Source organism: Paraburkholderia sp. J76 (genome assembly GCF_905220295.1).
GTDB lineage: Bacteria > Pseudomonadota > Gammaproteobacteria > Burkholderiales > Burkholderiaceae > Paraburkholderia.
The window spans coordinates 68,198-86,978 of record NZ_CAJMZJ010000021.1 but is presented as its reverse complement, the minus strand read 5'-3'; the positions used below and the strand labels follow the sequence as shown (position 1 = coordinate 86,978).

The following is an 18,781-nucleotide window of genomic DNA, read 5'->3' as shown; positions in this document are numbered from 1 at the left end:
CTGCGTGACGCCCGCCGAAACGGCAATGACTTCCGTCGCCACGCCGGCTTCCTTCAGGCGCACCGCTTCTTCCACGGCGATTTCGTCGAACGGGTTTATCGACATCTTCACGTTCGCGATATCGACGCCCGTGCCGTCCGACTTCACGCCAACCTTCACATTGGCGTCGATCACTCTCTTCACTGCCACAAATACTTTCAAAGCGCTCTCCTGACTTCCCGAACCCACCCGCACATTCTTTTCCGACGGCAACCGCTAGCGCATGCCGCAATCGATATCGATCGTCATCGCATTCAGATACGCATTTTCGACGATGTGGCGCACCAGGCCCGCGAATTCGTCGGGCTTACCCATGCGTCGCGGAAACAACATTTTCTCAAGCAGTCCTTCCGATACCTTCTGCGGCATTCCGGCCGACATACCCGACTCGAACAGGCCCGGCGCAACCGCCACCACCCGAATGCCATGCTCCGCGAGGTCGCGCGCAACCGGCAGCGTCATGCCGATCACACCGGCCTTGCTGGCGCTGTACGCCGCCTGCCCCATCTGCCCTTCGCGCGCCGCCCCGGACGACGTATTGATGATCACGCCGCGCTCTCCCGTCTCGTCCGGCTCATTAGCCGTCATGGCGAGCGCCGCGTGACGAATCACATTGAAGGTGCCTGTGAGATTCACGCCGAGCACGCGATTCCAGAGTTCGCTCGAGAAAAGCTGCCCTTTGGAGATCGTCTTTCCAGGCCCGAGAATCCCGGCGCAATTGACGGCGACATGCACGCCGCCATGCGCCGCTACCACGCGCTCCACGCCGGATTTCACGCTGGCCTCGTCCGAAACATCGACGGCGATCCCCATCATGCGATCGCCCAGCGCCTCTTTCAGCTTACCCTCTTCGAGATCGAAGCCGACCACCTTCGCGCCCGCAGCCGCGAGCGCTTTGCAGCTTGCGAGCCCGAGCCCCGAAGCTGCGCCCGTTACGAGTGCCACCTTGTTCTGCAGATTCATCTTCTTTCCTTTCCTCAAACAATTCCGCACTGTTCCAGCATGACGAGCGGCGCGGGTTTCCTTCGGCTATCCGGGCGCGGGCACGCGCGCTGTCATTGGCTGCCCGCGGGCCCAACGATGGTCAGCGTATTCTTCACTTCCGTCACGCCGCTCGTGCCCGACGCGGCGCGCGTCGCGATGTCCACCTCGGACTGATCGGGAACCGAACCCTCCAGCATCACCACGCCGCCCTTCACTCGCACCGTGATTCGGGTCGTATTGAGGCCCTTTGTCCGGCTGAGCGTGCGGATAACTTCCTTGCGCAACGCGCGGTCGGCCGCCTTGTCGGATGCGCGAGGCGCGTCGGTAACAGTGGAACTCGCCGGCGTGTCGCCAGCGGCTTGCGCGTCCATGGATGCAACAGCCGCGCCGAGCACCGACACAAGCACAGAAACGAGCACGCCATATCTCAATTGCTTGATCATTCTTTTCCCCTCATTTAGTCGTACTTATGGTGAAAATCCCAGGCACCGCGTCCCGATTTGTTCGCGGCGCACCGGCCGGGCGTGGCACGCGATTTCCCGCCCGGCCTTAGCTCGTCAGAAGCGATGCGTCATACCGAGCGCGACAAGCGTTTGCGACGCATTCGGCCCGCTCGCGGTAATGCCCGGCCAGCTCATCGTCGCAAGGCCGTTGTTCTTCATGTAGCCCGCTCGCGCATAAATGGTCGTGCGCTTGGAAAGGAGGTGATCGATGCCCACCTGAACGCCCGGCGTGTTGTTATGCATGCCGCGCACGTCGCGTTCTATGCCCGCAATCTCGACCGTGTCGGCCGACGTGGCCTGGATCGTCGCGCCGATTTCGGCAATGCCATACGAATGATCGGCGCCCAACCTTGCCGCGAGCGACCCTGGAGCAGGATTCTTCGACCGGTTGTATGTGTAGTTGGCCTGAAGATTCACGATGCCGATCCGGTAGCCCAACGCACCCGTGAAGCGCTCCGTGCCCAGCAGATTCAGCGCGGCCGGCAAGCCTGGAATCGACGCCTTGCCGGCGTGCTGGTTCTGGTATGCAAGGCCGCCGTAGAACCCATAGCCCGAGTACGTGAGCGCGACGTCAAGAATATTGCCGACCGTCTCAGGCACGGGCGCTGTCACTGTCGTCGCGAAGCCGTACATCGCGTAGAGCTTCAGGCCTCCCACCACGGGCGACATGTACACGATGGAGTTGCTGCTTCGGCCCGTCGCGGCCTGCGTGGCGAGCGTGTAGCGGTCGGCGGCGGACGCGGCGGCGGAAAGCGGCGAAAGCACCTCGTCGCCCCGGAACGGATCGGTCGGATACACGGCCCAGAAAGTCGGCTGATATTGCCGGCCGAAAGTCAGCGCGCCGTAGTCCGAGTGATTCAGTCCCACCCACGCCTGACGATAGAAGAGCGTCGAACTATCGACAAAAAACGCGCCGTTGTTCGTATTGAAGCCGTTCTCCAACGTAAACACGGCCTTGAGACCGCCGCCCAGGTCCTCGCTTCCCTTCAGCCCGAAACTGGAGCCGGTGTTGCCGCCGCTGCGGTTCGACCATGAATGCGCCGAGCCGTTGCCGAGGAACTGCACAAAAGTGTCCGCTACGCCATACAGCGTTACGCTCGTCTGCGCCGCTGCGCCGCCGGCGGCAACCAGCAGCGAAGCGCCTACCAAACTAATACCGATACTGCGCATGCATGTCTCCTCTATAGTCGTCCGCGTCAGAAAGAACGCGGGTAAAGCAACGTCACGCAATACGGCAATCCCTAAGGAACGCGAAATGCTTTGGTGTCCCCGCCGCCGCGAGTGCGCGTGTTCGAATAACGTGCTTTACTCAGTTTGTTTGCATTACGAAATTACGGCTGGAAAGGCATGTTTCAATCGGGCGGGATGCAGGACCTCTTCGATGGTGAATAAACCCTGTTGCACGAGCGCGCCCGGCGAGATTCGCCAGGGTGCTCCCGTTCAACTGTTACCTTGATCGAGGCTTCCGCCCAGAACCAAGAATATGCGCAACGTCTTCTCGCGCTCCCCCCTCGTTAATGGGGGGAGCGCCACAATCGCCATGCGGCGACATGCGCCGGGGCAACGGTCAGACTTCGAGAGGCGCCAGTGCCGCCCGCATGGCGGGCGAAAGCGGCTTCGGCCGCCGCGCCGCGCGATCAACGTAGACGTGCACGAAGTGCCCCTGCGCGGCGGGCTGCGCGGCCCCCTCGCGAAACAACCCGATTTCATAGCGCACGCTCGTCGCGCCCACTCTCGTCACGCGCAGCCCCGCATCTACGCGATCGGGAAAAGCGAGCGATTCGAAATAGTTGCACTGCGTCTCCACGACGAGACCGATCGCATCGCTCTCGCCGAAATCGAGCACTTGCGTGCGCAGCAGATACTCGTTGACGACCGTGTCGAAGTAGCTGTAATAGACGACGTTGTTCACGTGGCCATACACGTCGTTGTCCATCCACCGTGTGGGAATGGAAAGGAAGTGACGGTAGGCGGCGCGTCCATGCGGGCTCGGTTTGCTCATGCGAGTCAGTCCGCAATGCCGGCGTAGGGCACGTCCTTGTTGCCATAGCGGCGCACGCGCAGGTTGGCCTGTTCGCCGTGGCCCGCGAATCCTTCGAGCGCGCAAAGACGCGAACAATATTCGCCGATCATGGCCGATGCTTCGTCGGTCGTGACCTTCTGATACGTGCACGTCTTGAGGAACTTGCCGACCCAGAGGCCGCCCGTATAGCGCGCCGCCTTGCGCGTCGGCAGCGTGTGGTTCGTGCCGATCACCTTGTCGCCGAACGAAACGTTCGTGCGCGGGCCGAGGAAAAGCGCGCCGTAGTTCGTCATGTTCTTCAGGAAGTAGTCGGGGTCGCGCGTCATCACCTGAACGTGCTCGGAGGCGATTTCATCTGCAATGCGAACCATTTCGTCGTCGCTTTCTGCAACGATGACTTCACCGTACTTTTCCCAGGATTTGCGCGCGATGTCGGCGGTCGGCAGAATCTTCAGCAAGCGCTCCACCTCGGCCATCGTCTCGCGGGCAAGCTTCTCCGAGGTCGTAAGCAGAATGGCCGGGGAGTCGGGGCCATGCTCGGCCTGGCCAAGCAGGTCGGTCGCGCACATTTCGCCATCCACCGTTTCGTCGGCGATCACAAGCGTTTCAGTGGGGCCCGCGAAGAGGTCGATGCCCACGCGTCCGAACAGTTGCCGCTTCGCTTCCGCCACAAAGGCGTTGCCGGGGCCCACGAGCATGTCCACGGGGGCGATGCTCTGCGTGCCCAGCGCCATCGCGCCGATGGCCTGAATGCCGCCCAGGCAGTAAATTTCGTCGGCGCCCGCCATGTGCTGTGCGGCGACGATCGCGGGCGCGGGTTTGCCCTGGAACGGCGGCGCGCAGGTGACGATGCGCGGCACACCGGCCACCTTGGCCGTGATCACCGACATGTGCGCCGAGGCGAGCAAGGGGTACTTGCCGCCCGGCACGTAGCAACCCGCCGCGTTGACCGGCAGATTCTTGTGACCGAGGAACACGCCCGGCAAGGTTTCGATTTCGATGTCGCGAATCGAATCGCGTTGATGCCGGGCGAAATTTCCAACCTGCTTCTGCGCGAACTCGATGTCGGCAATGTCCCGCGCAGACAGTTGGGACAGACACTGATCGATTTCGCGTTGCGAAAGCCGATAGTCTTCACGATCGAGCTTGTCGAAGCGCACCGAAAGTTCGCGTACGGCCGCGTCGCCGCGCGCCTCGATATCCGCGAGCGTTGCCTCGACCGTTTCGCGAACCTCGCGTGCCGCCGCCTTCAGAACTTCCGCCTCCGCGCCGCGCTTGAGCCAAATTGCCATTTCCGTTCCTTCCGCTCCAGGGTTGGTTGATTCGATCCCGTGCCGCGACGGGTGCGATAGAAGAATAGGCGCGCGCGCGATCGTGCCGTCCCCCTCAAGAATAGGGGGCGTCCGCGCTTCGGCGCTCTCTATCATTGGCCGCATCACGAAGCACTCCATCGCGAGACCGTCAATGACAAACAAGAGACAAGGCCCGCTCGCCGGGCTCAAAGTGCTGGAAATCGCGGGCATCGGCCCGGGGCCGTTTTGCGCAATGCTGCTTGCCGATCTCGGCGCCGATGTCGTAGTCGTGGACCGGGTCGAGACCGATGCCGCCGGTCTCGACCTCGGCGGCGTGCAGATCGCCAATCGCGGCAAGCGCTCCATCGCGGTCGATCTCAAGACGCGTGAAGGGGTCGATACCGTGCTTCGGCTCGTCGAGCACTGCGACGCCCTGATCGAAGGCATGCGCCCCGGCGTCATGGAGCGGCTAGGCCTCGGCCCCGACGTGTGTCTCGCACGCAACCCCCGTCTCGTCTATGGGCGCATGACGGGTTGGGGCCAAAGCGGGCCGCTGGCCCATGCCGCTGGCCACGACCTGAACTACATCGCCCTCTCCGGCGCGCTCTGGTATGCGGGGCAGCCCGGCGAAGCGCCGGTCACGCCGCCGAGCCTCGTCGGCGACGTGGGCGGCGGCGCGATGTATCTGGCCGTCGGCCTGCTGGCAGCCGTCATGAATGCGCGCGAGTCGGGCGCCGGCCAGGTCGTGGATGCCGCTATCGTCGATGGCAGCGCGCACATGATGACGCTGCTGCTCGCCTTGCGCGCGTCGGGCAAGATGCAGGAGGCGCGCGGCGAAAGCCTGCTCGACGGGCCGCATTGGTACAACACCTATCGCTGCGCGGACGGCGCGTTTATTTCAGTCGGCTCGCTCGAACCGAAGTTCTACCGCGAACTGCGCGAAAAGCTCGGGCTCGCCGCCGATCCGCAGTTCGACCGCCCCTACGACCCGCAGACATGGCCGCAACTGCGCGAACGTTTTGCCGAGCTTTTCGCGCAGCGCACGCGCGGCGAATGGTGCGCGCTGCTCGAAGGCAGCGACGCCTGCTTCGCGCCGGTACTGAGTCCCGAGGAAGCCGCCGATCATCCGCATATGCGCGCGCGCGGCATCTATACGAACGAGAGCGGCGTGCTCGAAGCGAGCCCAGCGCCGCGCTTCTCGGCAACGCCCGCCGCGCGGCCCGGCGCGATACCCCGGCGCGGCGAACACAACGACTCCGTCATGCACGACTGGTCGGCGCCCTGAAACGCGACCGATGAACGCATCGCCATTACAGAGGGCCAGCGCACTGCCGGCCACCGAACCGCAACACGCAACTCACGCGAAGGACATCACCCCATGAGCGACAGCACCCGTTCGTTCCTGAACGAGCAACAAACCCTGATACGCGATACGGCACGGCGCGTCGCCAACGAGATCATCGCGCCGACCGCCGCGCAACGCGACCAGGCGTCCGCATGGCCTCACGCGGAACTAAAGGCGCTTGCCGAGCTTGGCTTTCTCGGCATGCTGATTCCCGAGGCGTATGGCGGCACCGGCGCGGGCGTGCTCGACTTCTGCATCGCGCAGCACGAGTTCGCGACCGTGGACGCCGGACTTGCCACGATCGTGCACGTACACAACTTCACGGCGCTCAGCATTGTCGAGCACGGCACCGAAGCGCAGAAGCAGCGCTATCTGCCGGCCATGGCGCGCGGCGAATCGATCGGCGCGTTCCTGCTGACCGAACCGCACGCGGGCTCCGACACCGCCGCCCTGCGCGCGAGCGCACGCCGCGACGGCGATCACTACATCGTCAATGGCACCAAGCAGTTCATCTCGAACGGCAGCGAGGCGGGCGTCGGCATTGTCTTTGCCATCACCGACAAGACCGCGGGCAAGCGCGGCGCGAGCACGTTCATCATCGACCCCAAAGCGCCCGGCTATCACGTCACGCGCGTCGAGAGCAAGCTGGGCCAGCACACCGCCCATACGGCGCAGATCGCGCTCGAAGACTACCGCGTGCCCGCCGAAAACCTGCTCGGCGCGGAAGGCAACGGCTATCGCACCGTGATGGGGGGCGTATCCGATGGCCGCATCGGCATCGCCTTCATTTCGGCGGGCGTCGCGCGCGGGGCTCTGGATGCGGCGGTGAAATATGCCCGCGAGCGCGAGGCCTACGGCGCGCCGCTCACGAAACTCCAGGCCGTCGCGTTCGATCTCGCGGACATGGCGGCGCAGGTCGAAGTGGCCTGGCAGTACTGCCTGCACGCCGCGCGCCTGCGCGACGCCGGCGTGGACTGCATGAAGGAGGCGTCGATCGCGAAGCTGTTTGCCAGCGAGATTGCCGAGAAAGTGTGCTCGGACGCCCTACAGGTTCACGGCGGCTACGGCTATCTGACCGACTTCCCCGTGGAGCGCTACTTGCGCGACGTGCGCATCTGCAAGATCTACGAGGGCACGAGCCATATCCAGAAGCTGATCATCTCGCGCAATCTCGACTAGCATCGCGAGCGCATTTCGAATACCCACTGCCCGCCCGGATTCCATCCGCGCGGGCATTTTCAATTAGCGCGTCTGCGTTCAGCAAAAAAAGCCGCCGCAAACGCGGCGGTTTTTCATGTCGGCAGGGAAGTTCAGCTAGCTGCGCATCCCGCCAGGTTCCTTATTGCCCGCAGACGAGTTTCAGGAACGTCTGCACCTGGTGGCCCGATTCCTCATAGGCGCGCGCCGTGCTCCAGTTCGCGATATCGCCGAAGCGTGCCTCGATGCCCTCGGGCGTGAGCGCGTCGTCGGGCAGCAGCACGGGTTCGGTCTCGACCACCGTGGCCGCCGCGAAGGCGCCGCCGCCCGCCGCAACGATCGTCTTCGACGGCGCGTTCTCGCTCGCGAGGAACAGCACGGCCGGCGTCACGCGCTCCGGCTTGATGCGCTCGAGCATCGCCTCGGGCAGGATATCGGCGGTCATGCGCGTGGCCGCGACCGGTGCGATGGTGTTCACGCGGATGTCGCTCTTGCGGCCTTCGGTGGTGAGCGCGTTCATCAGGCCGATCACGGCCATTTTCGCCGCGCCGTAATTCGACTGGCCGAAATTGCCGTACATGCCCGACGACGACGTCGTCATCACGATGCGGCCATAGCCCTGCTCGCGCATGACGTCCCATACGGCCTTCGAACAGTTGATCGAGCCCATCAGGTGCACGTCGAGCACCGCCTTGATATCGCCCATTTCGAGCTTGGCAAAGCTCTTGTCGCGCAGGATGCCCGCGTTGTTCACGAGAATATCGACACGGCCGTACGCCTCCACCGCGCGCTTGACCATTGCCTGAACCTGCTCGTAATCCGCGACGTTGGCACCGTCGGCAATCGCCGTGCCGCCCGCCGCGCGGATTTCCTCGACCACCGCGAGCGCGGCTTCCGACGAGCCGCCCGTGCCGTCGCGCGCGCCGCCGAAGTCGTTGACGACCACCTTCGCGCCGCGCGCCGCGAATGCCAAAGCGTGCGCACGGCCAAGGCCCGCGCCCGCGCCGGTCACGATCGCGACCTTGCCATCGAAACGAATGCTCATGCTTGAATCTCCTCGAAACTATCAATAACGAAAAATCAGGGGAAAAGGCGTGTAATCGATTCGGCGATGCAGGCAGGCTTTTCCGAGCCTTCGCACTCCACGGTCATTTCGATTTTCAACTGCGCCCCGCCCGCGTTCACGGCCGTCCAGTCGAGGAGCCGGAAATGAGCGCGCACGCGCTTGCCCACCAACACCGGCGCGATGAAACGCACTTTGTCGAGCCCGTAATTCAGACCGCTCTTCGTTTCCTTGATCTCGAAGGCGGTAGCGAAAAAAGCGGGCAACAGGCTCAGCGTGAGAAAGCCGTGAGCAATGGTGCCGCCAAACGGACCGCTCTTCGCGCGCTCCACGTCAACGTGAATCCACTGGTGGTCCCACGTCGCATCGGCAAACTGGTTGACACGCTGCTGGTCGATCAGCAGCCACTCGCTCGTGCCAAGCGACTCGCCGACGAGCGGCTGGAGGTCGGCGATCTTCTCGAAACTCTTCATGCCTGGTAGTCCTTTTGAAGCAGATCCTGCTGCAATTGCGCCGCGCAGGCGGCATCGTGTGCGTCGCTGCTGCCGAACAGAATATCGGCGACGACCGCGCGCTTGTAGAAGTGGCCCACCTGGTATTCCTCGGTCATGCCGATGCCGCCGTGCAACTGGATAGCCTGGCCGCAGACGAAGCGCGCCGCCCGGCCTATCACCGACCTGGCCTGCGAAACGGCTAGCTGCCGCGCCGGTGCATCGTCGTTTTCGAGCGATGCGAGCAACGCATAGAGCATCGAGCGGGCCAGTTCCAGTTCGGCGGCCATGTCCGCCATGCGGTGCTGCAACGCCTGGAAGCTGCCGATTGGCACACCGAACTGTTTGCGCATCTTCAGATAGTCCGCCGTGATCTCGATCGCCCTTTCCATCGCGCCCACGAGTTCGGCGCCGAGCGCGGCCGTCGCGTGCGCGAGCCCGTGTTGCAGCGCGGCCAGCCCGTTGCCCGGCTCGCCCAGCACCGAATCACGCGAGACCTGAACCGAAGAGAACGTCAATTCCGCCGCAAAACTGCCATCGTGCAGCGGCAAAACGCGGCGGGCGAGTCCCGGCGCGTCGGCTTCGACGAGCACGAGCGTGATCCCCTCCGCATCCGCGGCGCGCACCGAAACAATGAAGCCGTCCGCGTCCGCGCCGCCGCAAACGAGCGTCTTGCAGCCGTTCAGCGCATAGCCTTCGGGCGTGGGTGTCGCAACCAGCGCGACCGGTTCGGCAAAGCCCCGCGACGCCGCTTCGCTGTAGGCGAGCGCGAATTTGCGCGAGCCATCGGCCAGCGCCGGAAGCCATTGCTCGCACTGGGCCTGCGTGCCCGCCGCCAGCAGCGTCTGCGCCGCCAGCACCGCGCCGCCCAGAAACGGTTCGAGCACGAGTCCGCGTCCGAGTTGCTGCGCGATGAGCACCGTATCGACGATCGAGCCGCCCAGGCCGCCGCACGACTCCGGCAGCGCCGCCGCGAGCCAGCCGTTGTCGGCGAGCGTGCGCCAGTGCGGCGCGCTCGACGGCATGCGCGCCTTCACGAGCGCCGTGCGGGTTTCGAAGCTGTAGTCCTTGTCCACGAAGCGCCGCACGCTATCCTGCAGCAGTTGCTGCTCCGCATTGAGAGTGAAATTCATAAACGATCCGGGGACTCAAAGTTGAAACAGCATCTTCGCGATGATCCCGCGCTGGACCTCGCTGGTCCCGCCGTAGATCGTCGAGGCGCGGCGGAAGAACATCTCGTTGGCCACGCCTCGGGCTACGTCCTGATGCGGCAGCGGTGCGTCGAGGCAGGCGTCGTGCGGCTCGGGATAAGCCACCGCGCCGTAGTCGCCTAGCGCCTCGACCATGAACTCGCTCATGCGCTGCTGAAGCTCCGTGCCGCGCACCTTGAGCATCGAGCCCATGGCGTGCGCGGCCGGACTATGGTCCTGCTCCATCGCCGCCACGCGCTTGACCATCATCGCCACGGCGCTCACCTCCGCTTCGAGGCGCGCAAGACGCAACGCGAACGCCGGCTGTTCGATCAGCGGCGCCGCGCCGTCGCGCCTCGCCGCCGCGAGATGGCGCAACTGCATCAGGTAGCGGCGCAGGATCGGCAGGTCCGCCGCGCTGGCGTGCTCATTGTTGAGCAGGAACTTGGTGATCTTCCAGCCGTCGCCTTCCGCGCCGATGCGGTTCGCCACCGGCACGCGCACGTTGTCGAAGAACGTCTCGTTCAGGTGATGACAGTCGTCGATGCTGCGAATCGGGCGCACGGTAATGCCGGGCGTCTTCATGTCGACGAGCAGGAAGCTGATGCCGGCCTGCTTCTTGACCTCCGTGTCCGTGCGCACGAGCAGGAAAATCCAGTCCGACTCGTGGGCGTAGCTCGTCCAGATCTTCTGGCCGTTGACGACGTAGTGATCGCCGTCACGTTCGGCGCGCGTGCGCAGCGAAGCGAGATCCGAGCCCGAGCCGGGCTCGGAAAACCCCTGGCACCAGAGCCGTTCGCCGCTGAGAATGAGCGGCACGTGGGCGGCCTTTTGCTCCGGCGAGGCGAACTCGTTGATGACGGGACCAAGCAGCTTCTGCGCGAAGCCGTCCTGTGTCGGCGCACCGGCCGCGATGCATTCCTCGTCGAACACGAGCCGTTGCAGCACGCTCCATCCGGTGCCGCCATCCTTGTGCGCCCAGTAAGGCGCGCCCCAACCCTTCTGGTTCAGGATCTTTTGCCAGCGCACGAGGTCCGGCCGCATGGAGCGCACGCTGCCCACCGGCTTGCCTGCCAGATCGCGCGGCAGATGTTCGCGCAGGAACGTGCGCACTTCCTCGCGAAACGCTTCGAGCCCGGTATCGGGTTGAAAATCCATCGACGTCTCCCGATCCGGTCAGTTGCGATACATCGTCACCACGCAGGCGCCGCCGATGCCCACGTTGTGCTGCAACGCCACGCGCGCGCCGCTCACCTGGCGCTCGCCGGCCGCGCCGCGCAGTTGCTGGACCAGTTCCGTGCACTGCGCGAGGCCCGTCGCGCCGAGCGGATGCCCCTTCGAAAGCAGACCGCCCGAGGGATTCACGACATAGCGCCCGCCGTACGTGTTGTCGCCGTCGTCGATGAACTTCGCCGCGCCGCCTTCGGGGCACAGGCCGAGCGCTTCATAGGTGATCAGTTCGTTGTGCGCGAAACAGTCGTGCAGCTCGACCACGTCCACATCCTCGGCGCCGATGCCCGCCGCCTCGTACACCTGGCGCGCGGCGTGCTTCGCCATCGAAAAGCCCGCGACGTCGCGCAGGTCGTCGCCTTCGAGCGATTCCGGGCCGTCGGTCGTGAGCGCCTGCCCCGCGATCCACACACGCGAATCGAGGCCATGGCGGCGTGCGTAGTCTTCGCTGCACAGCACGGCGGCCGCCGCGCCGCAGGTGGGCGGGCAAGCCATCAGACGCGTCATGACGCCGGGCCACATCACCTGGTCGGCCAGCACGTCTTCGGCGCTCACCACCTTGCGGAACACCGCGAGCGGATTATTGGCCGCGTGCCGGCTCGCCTTCGCGCGGATCTTCGCGAAGCTCGCGAGCGGCGTGCCGAAGCGCTTCATGTGCTCCATGCCCGCGCCGCCAAAAATACGCAGGGCCGGCGCCACCTCGGGCGGCACGCCAAGACGGTCGCATTGCTTGAGGAACAGTTCGGAAGGCAGCGGCCGGTCGTTGAAGTAGCTGCCAAGGGCGCCGGGGTTCATCTGCTCGAAGCCGACCACGAGCGCGACGTCGAGCGCCCCCGCCTCGATCGCCTGGCGCGCAAGAAACAGGCCCGTCGACCCGGTGGAGCAGTTGTTGTTGACGTTGATGATCGGCAGGCCCGTCATGCCGACGTGGTACAGCGCGCGCTGGCCCGCCGTGGAATCGCCGTAGACGAAGCACGCGTACGCCTGCTGGATTGCCTGATACGCCACCCCGGCATCGGCCAGCGCGAGACGCGCCGCCTCGGCGCCCATCAGGTCATAGGTTTCACTGGCGCCGGGCTTGCGGAACGGAACCATGCCCACACCCGCGACGACGACTTTGCGCGTCATACGTTCTCCTTCAGTTGTTATCCGCGCCGGTCGGATGGACCGGCATTGGCTCATCATAGGCAGCGCGTGCGCCTCGCCGCACCCCTCTTTTGAAGGGGTGCGCGCCGCGCTAGCCTCGCGGCGCCGCCCCAGGGTCCGCCCGCCCCCGCTAAACGAGGGGGCGATGCGGCACCCGGCACGCGCCTATATTCCGCGAACTGGCAGGCTTTTTCCATTCCGCGGAGACCGATGCAGTGATCATCAACTTTGCCCGAACCTTCGAACAGCTTTCCATCTGCTACGGCGAGCGAGAGGCGCTCGTCAACATCGAACGCGCGCGCCGATACAGCTTTCGCGAACTGCACCGCCTCACCAACCGCATCGTCAACATGATGGGCGAGCGCCTCGGGCTGCGGCGCGGCGACGGCTATCTCTGCATTCTCGACAACGACAACCTCTCGCTGCTGCATGCGTGGACAGCGCTCAAGGGCCAGGCGACCGCCACATGGACCAACCGGCGCGACAGCCTGGACGAACACCGCTGGCAGGTCGAATTCGTGCGCCCGAAGGCCGTCTTCATCGAGAACGATTTAATCGAGCCCTACTACGACATGTTGCGCTCATTTGGCGCAACGGTGGTTTGCATGGATGCCGTGCCCGCTACACGGCCGGGCCTGCATGGCTTCTGGGACCTGCTCGAAGACGTGAGCGACGCGGACCCGGGCATAGAAAGCGATAGCGCGCGTGACATCCTGATTCATCGCTTCACGGGCGGCACGACCGGAAAGGGCAAATGCGCGCAATACACGGCGGCAAACTGGCTCGCCTGCCGCGATTCCTACTATCTGGAGCGCGAACAGGTGTTCGAGGCGCAGACGCGCTTTCTGCACATGGCGCCCATCAGCCACGGCTCCGGCCTGGGCATGCTGCCCACGCTCTTTCGCGGCGGCTGCACGGTCACGCAGAATGCGCCGGACCTGACTCACTGGTGCCGCAACATCGAAGCCGAGCGCGCCACGGTGGCCATGCTCGTTCCGACGCTGCTCTATCGCCTCCTCGACATGCCCGAAGCGCGCGACCACGATCTGTCGTCGCTGCGCACGCTGTACTATGGCGCCGCGCCGATGAGCCCCGCCAGGCTCAAGCCGCTTCAGGAACGCTTCGGCAATGTCTTTGTTCAGGTTTACGGGTCGACCGAATGCCTGCAACCCGTGGCCACGCTGAACAAGGCCGATCATGCCGCCGCGACGCCCGAGCGGCTGGCGAGCGCCGGGCAGATCGCGTGCGGCGCCGAGGTGCAGGTCATGAGCGAGAGCGGCGCACCGCTGCCCGCGGGGCAAATCGGCGAAGTCTGGCTGCGTTCCGCGGCGACGATCGGCGGCTATCTCGACAATCCCGAAGGCACTGCCGCCGAGTTCAGCAACGGGTTCTGGAAGTCGGGCGATCTCGGCTATCTCGACGAGGAAGGCTATCTCTACATCGTCGATCGCAAGAAGGACATGATCATCACGGGCGGATTCAATGTCTACGCGATCGAAGTCGAAGCGGCGCTCAACGCGCATCCGGCAGTCGCCATTTCGGCGGTCGTGGGCGTGCCGCACGACGAATGGGGCGAAGCCGTGCACGCCGAGGTCGTCCTGAAAGCGGGCGCCGTAGCCGACGCGGGCGAACTGATCGCCTATGTCAAGGCGCGCATCGGCCGCTTCAAGGCGCCCAAGTCGATCGCTTTCGTCGAGTCCTTGCCGTTGAGCACCGTGGGCAAGGTGTTACGGCGCCAGATCCGCGACAAGCACTGGGGCAATCAGGCGCGCCAGGTGAGTTGACGCTCGCGCCGTCACGCAGCGCTTGCCACGTATCGGCAAGCGCCGTCGGGCCCGATCTCGACGCGCGCCTCGCCGCGCTTCACGAGGTAGTTCAGATAGGCGAGCGCCTCACCGGTGGCCAGCGTGCGGCTCATCGGGTCCCGCATGTCGATGCTGCGCGCGAACAGCACGCCGAATACGTCCACCGCGCGCTTCGGCTCGGCAAGACTCGCGCGCAGCCGCTCCAGCGCGCGCTCGACGCCGCTCGCGAGGCGCTGCAGCCGCTCGTGCAAACCGAAGAACGGCTCGTTGTGCGACGGCAGCACGAGCGTATCGTCAGGCAGAGCCGCGCGAAACGTCTCGATGGAAGCGAGCCATTCGCCCAGCGGATCGGCATTCGGCTCGAGCGGGTGAACCGAGACGTTCGACGAAATGCGGGGCAACACCTGGTCGCCCGAAATCAGGATGCCTGATTGCTCGCTATGAAGACAGGCATGCTCCGGCGTGTGGCCACGCCCGACCATCACCCGCCATTCGAACGCGCCGATCATGAGACGCGCGCCGTCTTCGAGACGAACGAAGCTGTCCGGCAACGGATGAATCATGCGGCTGGAACGGCTGAAGCGGCTGCGGTAGTCCTCGATAGCCGACTCGTCCCAACCGGCGCGGCGATAAAAGCGCACGCCGTCGGCAGGCGCCTCGCGGCCGCTGTCGGCCACATTGGCACGGCACGTCAGGTACTCGACGCGCGTCATCCACAACGGGCAATCGAAGCGCCGCGTGAGCCATCCCGCCATGCCGACGTGGTCCGCATGCAGGTGCGTGACGAACACGCGCGTCACGCGGCGGCCGCCGAGCGGCCCGGCCAGCAAGGCTTCCCACGCCTGAACGGAATCGGGCAGGCACAGGCCCGTATCGACGATCGCCCAGCCGTCGCCGTCTTCGATCGCCCAGACGTTCACATGCGCAAGCGCCACGGGAAGCGCGAGCCGCATCCACAATACCGAGGGCGCGACCTCGACCGCCTGCCCCGCGGCGGGCGCTTCGGCAAACGGGTAGCGCAACGCGGCGCCGGGGCCGCGCGGGATCATCGAATCGTCACGGCTCATCTGCGCTCCCTCACATTGCGCCGTCGCGCGTGGAAAGAAAAAAGGGTTCTTCGCACCGCAGTGCGAAGAACCTCAAGGCAGCAGACGCTATGTCCGCCAAACACAGGCGATGTATCAAACGAAGGCCGCAACCCCGGTCAGCGCACGCGAGATGATGAGCTGCTGGATCTCGGTCGTGCCGTCCGGAATCGGAATGACGATGGCCTCGCGCAACAGGCGCTCGACGTTGAACTCCTTCGTGATGCCGTTTCCGCCATGCAACTGCACGGCGTCGCGGCACACCGTGACGGCGGCTTCCGTCGCGAACGCCTTCGCCATCGATGCTTGCAGATCGCAGCGCACACCGGCGTCGATCAAGCCGAACACGCGCTGGCACATGAGGCGCGCGGCGTCGACCATGATCGCCATGTTGGCGATCTTCGCCGCGATAAGCTGGTGCGCCGCGATCACCTTGCCGAACTGCTTGCGCTCCTTCGCATACGCAATCGATTCTTCGAGCGCGGCGCGCATGATCCCGACCGAGAGCGTGCCCACGTGAGCGCGCGCGTTCTCGAAGACCTTCATCGTGTTGCGCAGGCCCTCGCCTTCCTCGCCGATCAGATTGGTCGCGGGCACGCGCGCATCCGTGATGAAGATCTGCGCGGTGGACTGCGAACCCAGCGCGATCTTGTCGATGTTGCGCGACTCGTAGCCGTGTTCCGCGCGGTCGATCAGCAGGTGCGACAGGCCCTTTTCGCCGCGCACCGTGCAGATCAGCACGTCGGAATAGACGCCGTTCGTGATCCACGTCTTTTCGCCGTTGACGATGAAGTGGTCGCCGTCGCGCACCGCGCGCGTCTTGAGTTCGGCCACGTTCGAGCCGACATCGGGCTCGCTGATGCCGATCGAGCCGAAAATCTTGCCCGCGAGCGCGTCGGGCATGTAGCGTTCGCGCACTTCCGGGCGCGCGTTGCACAGCATCGACGTGAGCCCCATGTTGAGCATCACGCACAGCGCGATGTCGCACGAGCAGGCCACGAGTTCTTCGAACAGCATTCCCTGGGTGGTGAACGACCAGCCCATGCCGCCGTACTCGACGGGAATGGTGCAGCCAGGCAGGCCGAACTCGGCGATGCGCTGTGTCAGCTCGCGCATCTTCTCCTTCGGGATGAAGCGGTCGCGGTACTCGCGCGCCACGGGTTTGACTTCCGCCTGCAGGAACTTGCGAAAGCTCTCGACGGCCAGGCTCTGCTCTTCGGTGGGCAGTTGATACGACATGGTTTGATTCCTCGAATCGTTACGGGGTCAGGCGCGCCCGAAAATGCCAATATGGTCGATGCTTTCCTCGACGCCCCACAGGCCGCCGCCGTTGCCCTGGATCGCGAAGCGCGCGCCTTCCACCTGGCGCGGTCCGCATTCGCCGCGCAGTTGCTCGACCAGTTCGAAAATCTGCCCGAGGCCCGTCGCGCCGATCGGATGCCCCTTCGATTCGAGGCCGCCCGACGGGTTGATCGGCAGGCGTCCGCCAATCGTGCTGTCGCCGCGCTCGGCCATCGCGCCGCTCTCGCCCGGCTTGCACAGGCCGAGGTTCTCGCACAGCGCGATTTCGCCGATCGACGAGGCGTCGTGCAGTTCGGCCACGTCGATGTCCTCGGGGCCGATGCCGGCTTCGTCATACGCGAGCTTTGCCGCGTGCACCGTAATATGGTTCGCGAGGTCGTCGCCCGCGCGCTGCGAAGCCGAGCGCACGATCGTCGCGAGCACGCGCACCGCGCGATTGCGGTTGAACCCATAGCGCTTGAGCGCGGACTCCGTGCAGAGAATCGCGGCGGCGGCGCCGTCCGAAATCGGCGAGCACATCGGCAGCGTGAGCGGATACGTGATCGGCGGCGCGCCGAGAATCTCCTCGATCGACATCGGCTTGCGGTATTGCGAGCGCTCGTTGTGCACCGAATGACCGTGATTCTTCGACGACACGGCCGCGAACTGGCGCTGCGTGATGCCGTAGCGCGACATCAGTTGCCGGCCGATTCCGGCGTAGACGTCCATGAAGACGCTATACGGCTTGTCGGATTGCGAGCCGTCCGGCACGCTCACGCCCTTGCCCAGTTCGACCATCTGCGCCGCGTTCGCTTCGACGGTCTCTACATCCCATGCGGAGTCGAACACGGAGAACATGCGCGGCTTGTCGTGCGAATACATCTTTTCCGCGCCCACGGCGAGAACGACGTCGGCCATGCCCGCGCGCAACTGCGTCACGGCAAGGTGAAACGCGCTGCTTGCCGAGGCGCACGCGCTTTCGATGTTATGGATCGGAATGCCGCCGAAGCCGAGCGGAATCAGCGCGACCTGACCGCGAATCATGTGCTGGCCCTGCATGTGGCCCTGCGTGGTGTTGCCGAAATAGGCGGCTTCGACCCAGCTTCGTTCGCAGCCCGAATCTTTCAGGGCGTCCTCGACGGCCCAGGCCGTCAGTTGCTTCACCGACTTGTCGAGATGCCGCCCGAACGGCGTCATGCCCACGCCGACGATATAAATGTTTTCCATGATGTACGCGTCTCTTTGTTCGTTTGAGTTCAGCGGCCCAGGAACTGCGGCTCGCGCTTTTCCGCGAATGCGCGCAGCCCTTCCTTGATGTCGTATGAGCGCTGGTGATTGCGCAACTCCAGCAGTTCGTGGCGCAGGGCGTCAGCGGCCGATTTGTCGGCGGCCTCGTTTGCCACGCGCTTCATGCGCGCGAGCACAAGCGGGCTCTTTTTCGCGAACTTGTCGGCAAGGGCCTGCGCGCGCGGCTTGAGTTCCGCCGCGGCGAGCACCTCGTTGACGAGGCCGTAGCCCTTGAGTTCGGCGGCGCTCATCGAGTCGCCCGTGAACAGCAGATAGCGCGCGACGTTCGCCGGCACCTTGCGCGGCAGGATCGCCGCGCCGCCCGCCCCCGGAAACACGCCGAAATTCGAGTGCGCGTCGCCAAGGCGCGCGGATTCGGCGGCGAGCACCACGTCGCAGGCCAGCACGACTTCGAGGCCGCCCGCGAGCGCGAGGCCGTTGACCGCGGCGATGACCGGCTTCGGAAAGGCGCGCAACGTATCGAAGAACTCGACGATCAGTTCGAGAAATTCGCGCTTGTCTTCCTGCGGCGGTTCGGCCGCCTCGATCAGGTCGGCACCGGCGCAGAACGCGCGGCCATTGCCGGTCAGCACGACGACGCGCACGGCGTCGTCGTTTCGCCATGCGTTCAACTGGGCGGTCAGACCCGTTGCCATCTCGCGATTCAGGCTGTTCATTGCGCCCGGGCGATCCATCGTCAACCAGCCGACCGAGCCCACCAATGCCTGCGAATAACTCATCAACCCCTCCGGAATAGTGCCAACACACATGCTTGACCTTGCGGTTGTGGTAAGTTAATTTTCGCGACTTCGTTTCGCAA

17 protein-coding genes and 1 pseudogene are annotated in these 18,781 nt (G+C 64.9%); 3 read left to right on the top strand and 15 right to left on the bottom strand.

The genetic code is table 11. The annotated features are described in order from the left end of the window. From U5768_RS29795 to hisD, 6 genes and pseudogenes are all read right to left on the bottom strand, one after another. Positions 1–201 (bottom strand): annotated as a pseudogene (locus tag U5768_RS29795) (electron transfer flavoprotein subunit beta/FixA family protein); the annotation flags it as partial. Positions 202–255: 54 nt separating this feature from the next. Beyond that, positions 256–1,002, bottom strand: a complete 747-nt coding sequence (locus U5768_RS29790) for an SDR family NAD(P)-dependent oxidoreductase (protein WP_322033909.1) — start codon at positions 1,000–1,002, stop codon at positions 256–258. 92 nt (positions 1,003–1,094) lie between these two features. Further along, positions 1,095–1,466: a BON domain-containing protein gene (locus U5768_RS29785; protein ID WP_322033908.1), complete on the bottom strand. Its 372-nt coding sequence runs from the start codon at positions 1,464–1,466 to the stop codon at positions 1,095–1,097. A 114-nt stretch (positions 1,467–1,580) separates the two neighbouring features. Beyond that, positions 1,581–2,696, bottom strand: coding sequence for a porin (locus U5768_RS29780; protein ID WP_322033907.1), 1,116 nt, complete (start codon positions 2,694–2,696; stop codon positions 1,581–1,583). A 397-nt stretch (positions 2,697–3,093) separates the two neighbouring features. Then, complete coding sequence (locus U5768_RS29775; protein WP_322033906.1) at positions 3,094–3,528, bottom strand: thioesterase family protein; 435 nt, start codon at positions 3,526–3,528, stop codon at positions 3,094–3,096. Positions 3,529–3,533: 5 nt separating this feature from the next. Continuing rightward, positions 3,534–4,841 (bottom strand): histidinol dehydrogenase, encoded by a 1,308-nt coding sequence (gene hisD / locus U5768_RS29770; protein WP_322033905.1) that lies wholly within the window; start codon positions 4,839–4,841, stop codon positions 3,534–3,536. A gap of 172 nt (positions 4,842–5,013) precedes the next feature. Between hisD and U5768_RS29765 the strand changes: the two genes are divergently transcribed. Next, complete coding sequence (locus U5768_RS29765; protein WP_322033904.1) at positions 5,014–6,126, top strand: CaiB/BaiF CoA-transferase family protein; 1,113 nt, start codon at positions 5,014–5,016, stop codon at positions 6,124–6,126. Between the two features lie 93 nt (positions 6,127–6,219). Beyond that, positions 6,220–7,365 (top strand): acyl-CoA dehydrogenase family protein, encoded by a 1,146-nt coding sequence (locus U5768_RS29760; RefSeq protein WP_322033903.1) that lies wholly within the window; start codon positions 6,220–6,222, stop codon positions 7,363–7,365. Positions 7,366–7,525: 160 nt separating this feature from the next. Here the strand turns inward: U5768_RS29760 and U5768_RS29755 are convergent, their stop codons facing one another. From U5768_RS29755 to U5768_RS29735, 5 genes are read right to left on the bottom strand one after another with little or no spacing between them, the layout of a single operon-like run. Continuing rightward, positions 7,526–8,428: an SDR family NAD(P)-dependent oxidoreductase gene (locus U5768_RS29755; RefSeq protein ID WP_322033902.1), complete on the bottom strand. Its 903-nt coding sequence runs from the start codon at positions 8,426–8,428 to the stop codon at positions 7,526–7,528. A 35-nt stretch (positions 8,429–8,463) separates the two neighbouring features. Further along, complete coding sequence (locus tag U5768_RS29750; protein WP_322033901.1) at positions 8,464–8,919, bottom strand: MaoC family dehydratase; 456 nt, start codon at positions 8,917–8,919, stop codon at positions 8,464–8,466. Beyond that, positions 8,916–10,070: an acyl-CoA dehydrogenase gene (locus tag U5768_RS29745; protein WP_322033900.1), complete on the bottom strand. Its 1,155-nt coding sequence runs from the start codon at positions 10,068–10,070 to the stop codon at positions 8,916–8,918. The genes U5768_RS29750 and U5768_RS29745 overlap by 4 nt, the downstream gene beginning before the upstream one ends. A gap of 15 nt (positions 10,071–10,085) precedes the next feature. After that, on the bottom strand, positions 10,086–11,285 hold the full coding sequence (locus U5768_RS29740) for an acyl-CoA dehydrogenase (RefSeq protein WP_322033899.1): 1,200 nt from the start codon (positions 11,283–11,285) through the stop codon (positions 10,086–10,088). Positions 11,286–11,303: 18 nt separating this feature from the next. After that, complete coding sequence (locus U5768_RS29735; protein ID WP_322033898.1) at positions 11,304–12,485, bottom strand: lipid-transfer protein; 1,182 nt, start codon at positions 12,483–12,485, stop codon at positions 11,304–11,306. A gap of 233 nt (positions 12,486–12,718) precedes the next feature. On the opposite strand from U5768_RS29735, the gene U5768_RS29730 reads away from it, so the two are divergent. Further along, positions 12,719–14,287 carry an AMP-binding protein gene (locus U5768_RS29730; RefSeq protein WP_322033897.1) on the top strand — a complete coding sequence of 523 codons (1,569 nt, stop codon included), beginning with the start codon at positions 12,719–12,721 and terminating at the stop codon, positions 14,285–14,287. 11 nt (positions 14,288–14,298) lie between these two features. On the opposite strand, the gene U5768_RS29725 is transcribed toward U5768_RS29730, so the two are convergent. The 4 genes from U5768_RS29725 to U5768_RS29710 form a co-directional block, all read right to left on the bottom strand. After that, on the bottom strand, positions 14,299–15,375 hold the full coding sequence (locus U5768_RS29725) for an MBL fold metallo-hydrolase (RefSeq protein WP_322033896.1): 1,077 nt from the start codon (positions 15,373–15,375) through the stop codon (positions 14,299–14,301). 114 nt (positions 15,376–15,489) lie between these two features. Next, positions 15,490–16,632, bottom strand: coding sequence for an acyl-CoA dehydrogenase family protein (locus tag U5768_RS29720; protein ID WP_322033895.1), 1,143 nt, complete (start codon positions 16,630–16,632; stop codon positions 15,490–15,492). A 27-nt stretch (positions 16,633–16,659) separates the two neighbouring features. Next, complete coding sequence (locus U5768_RS29715; RefSeq protein ID WP_322033894.1) at positions 16,660–17,901, bottom strand: thiolase family protein; 1,242 nt, start codon at positions 17,899–17,901, stop codon at positions 16,660–16,662. A 29-nt stretch (positions 17,902–17,930) separates the two neighbouring features. After that, positions 17,931–18,701: an enoyl-CoA hydratase/isomerase family protein gene (locus tag U5768_RS29710; protein WP_322033893.1), complete on the bottom strand. Its 771-nt coding sequence runs from the start codon at positions 18,699–18,701 to the stop codon at positions 17,931–17,933. Positions 18,702–18,781: the final 80 nt, after the last annotated feature.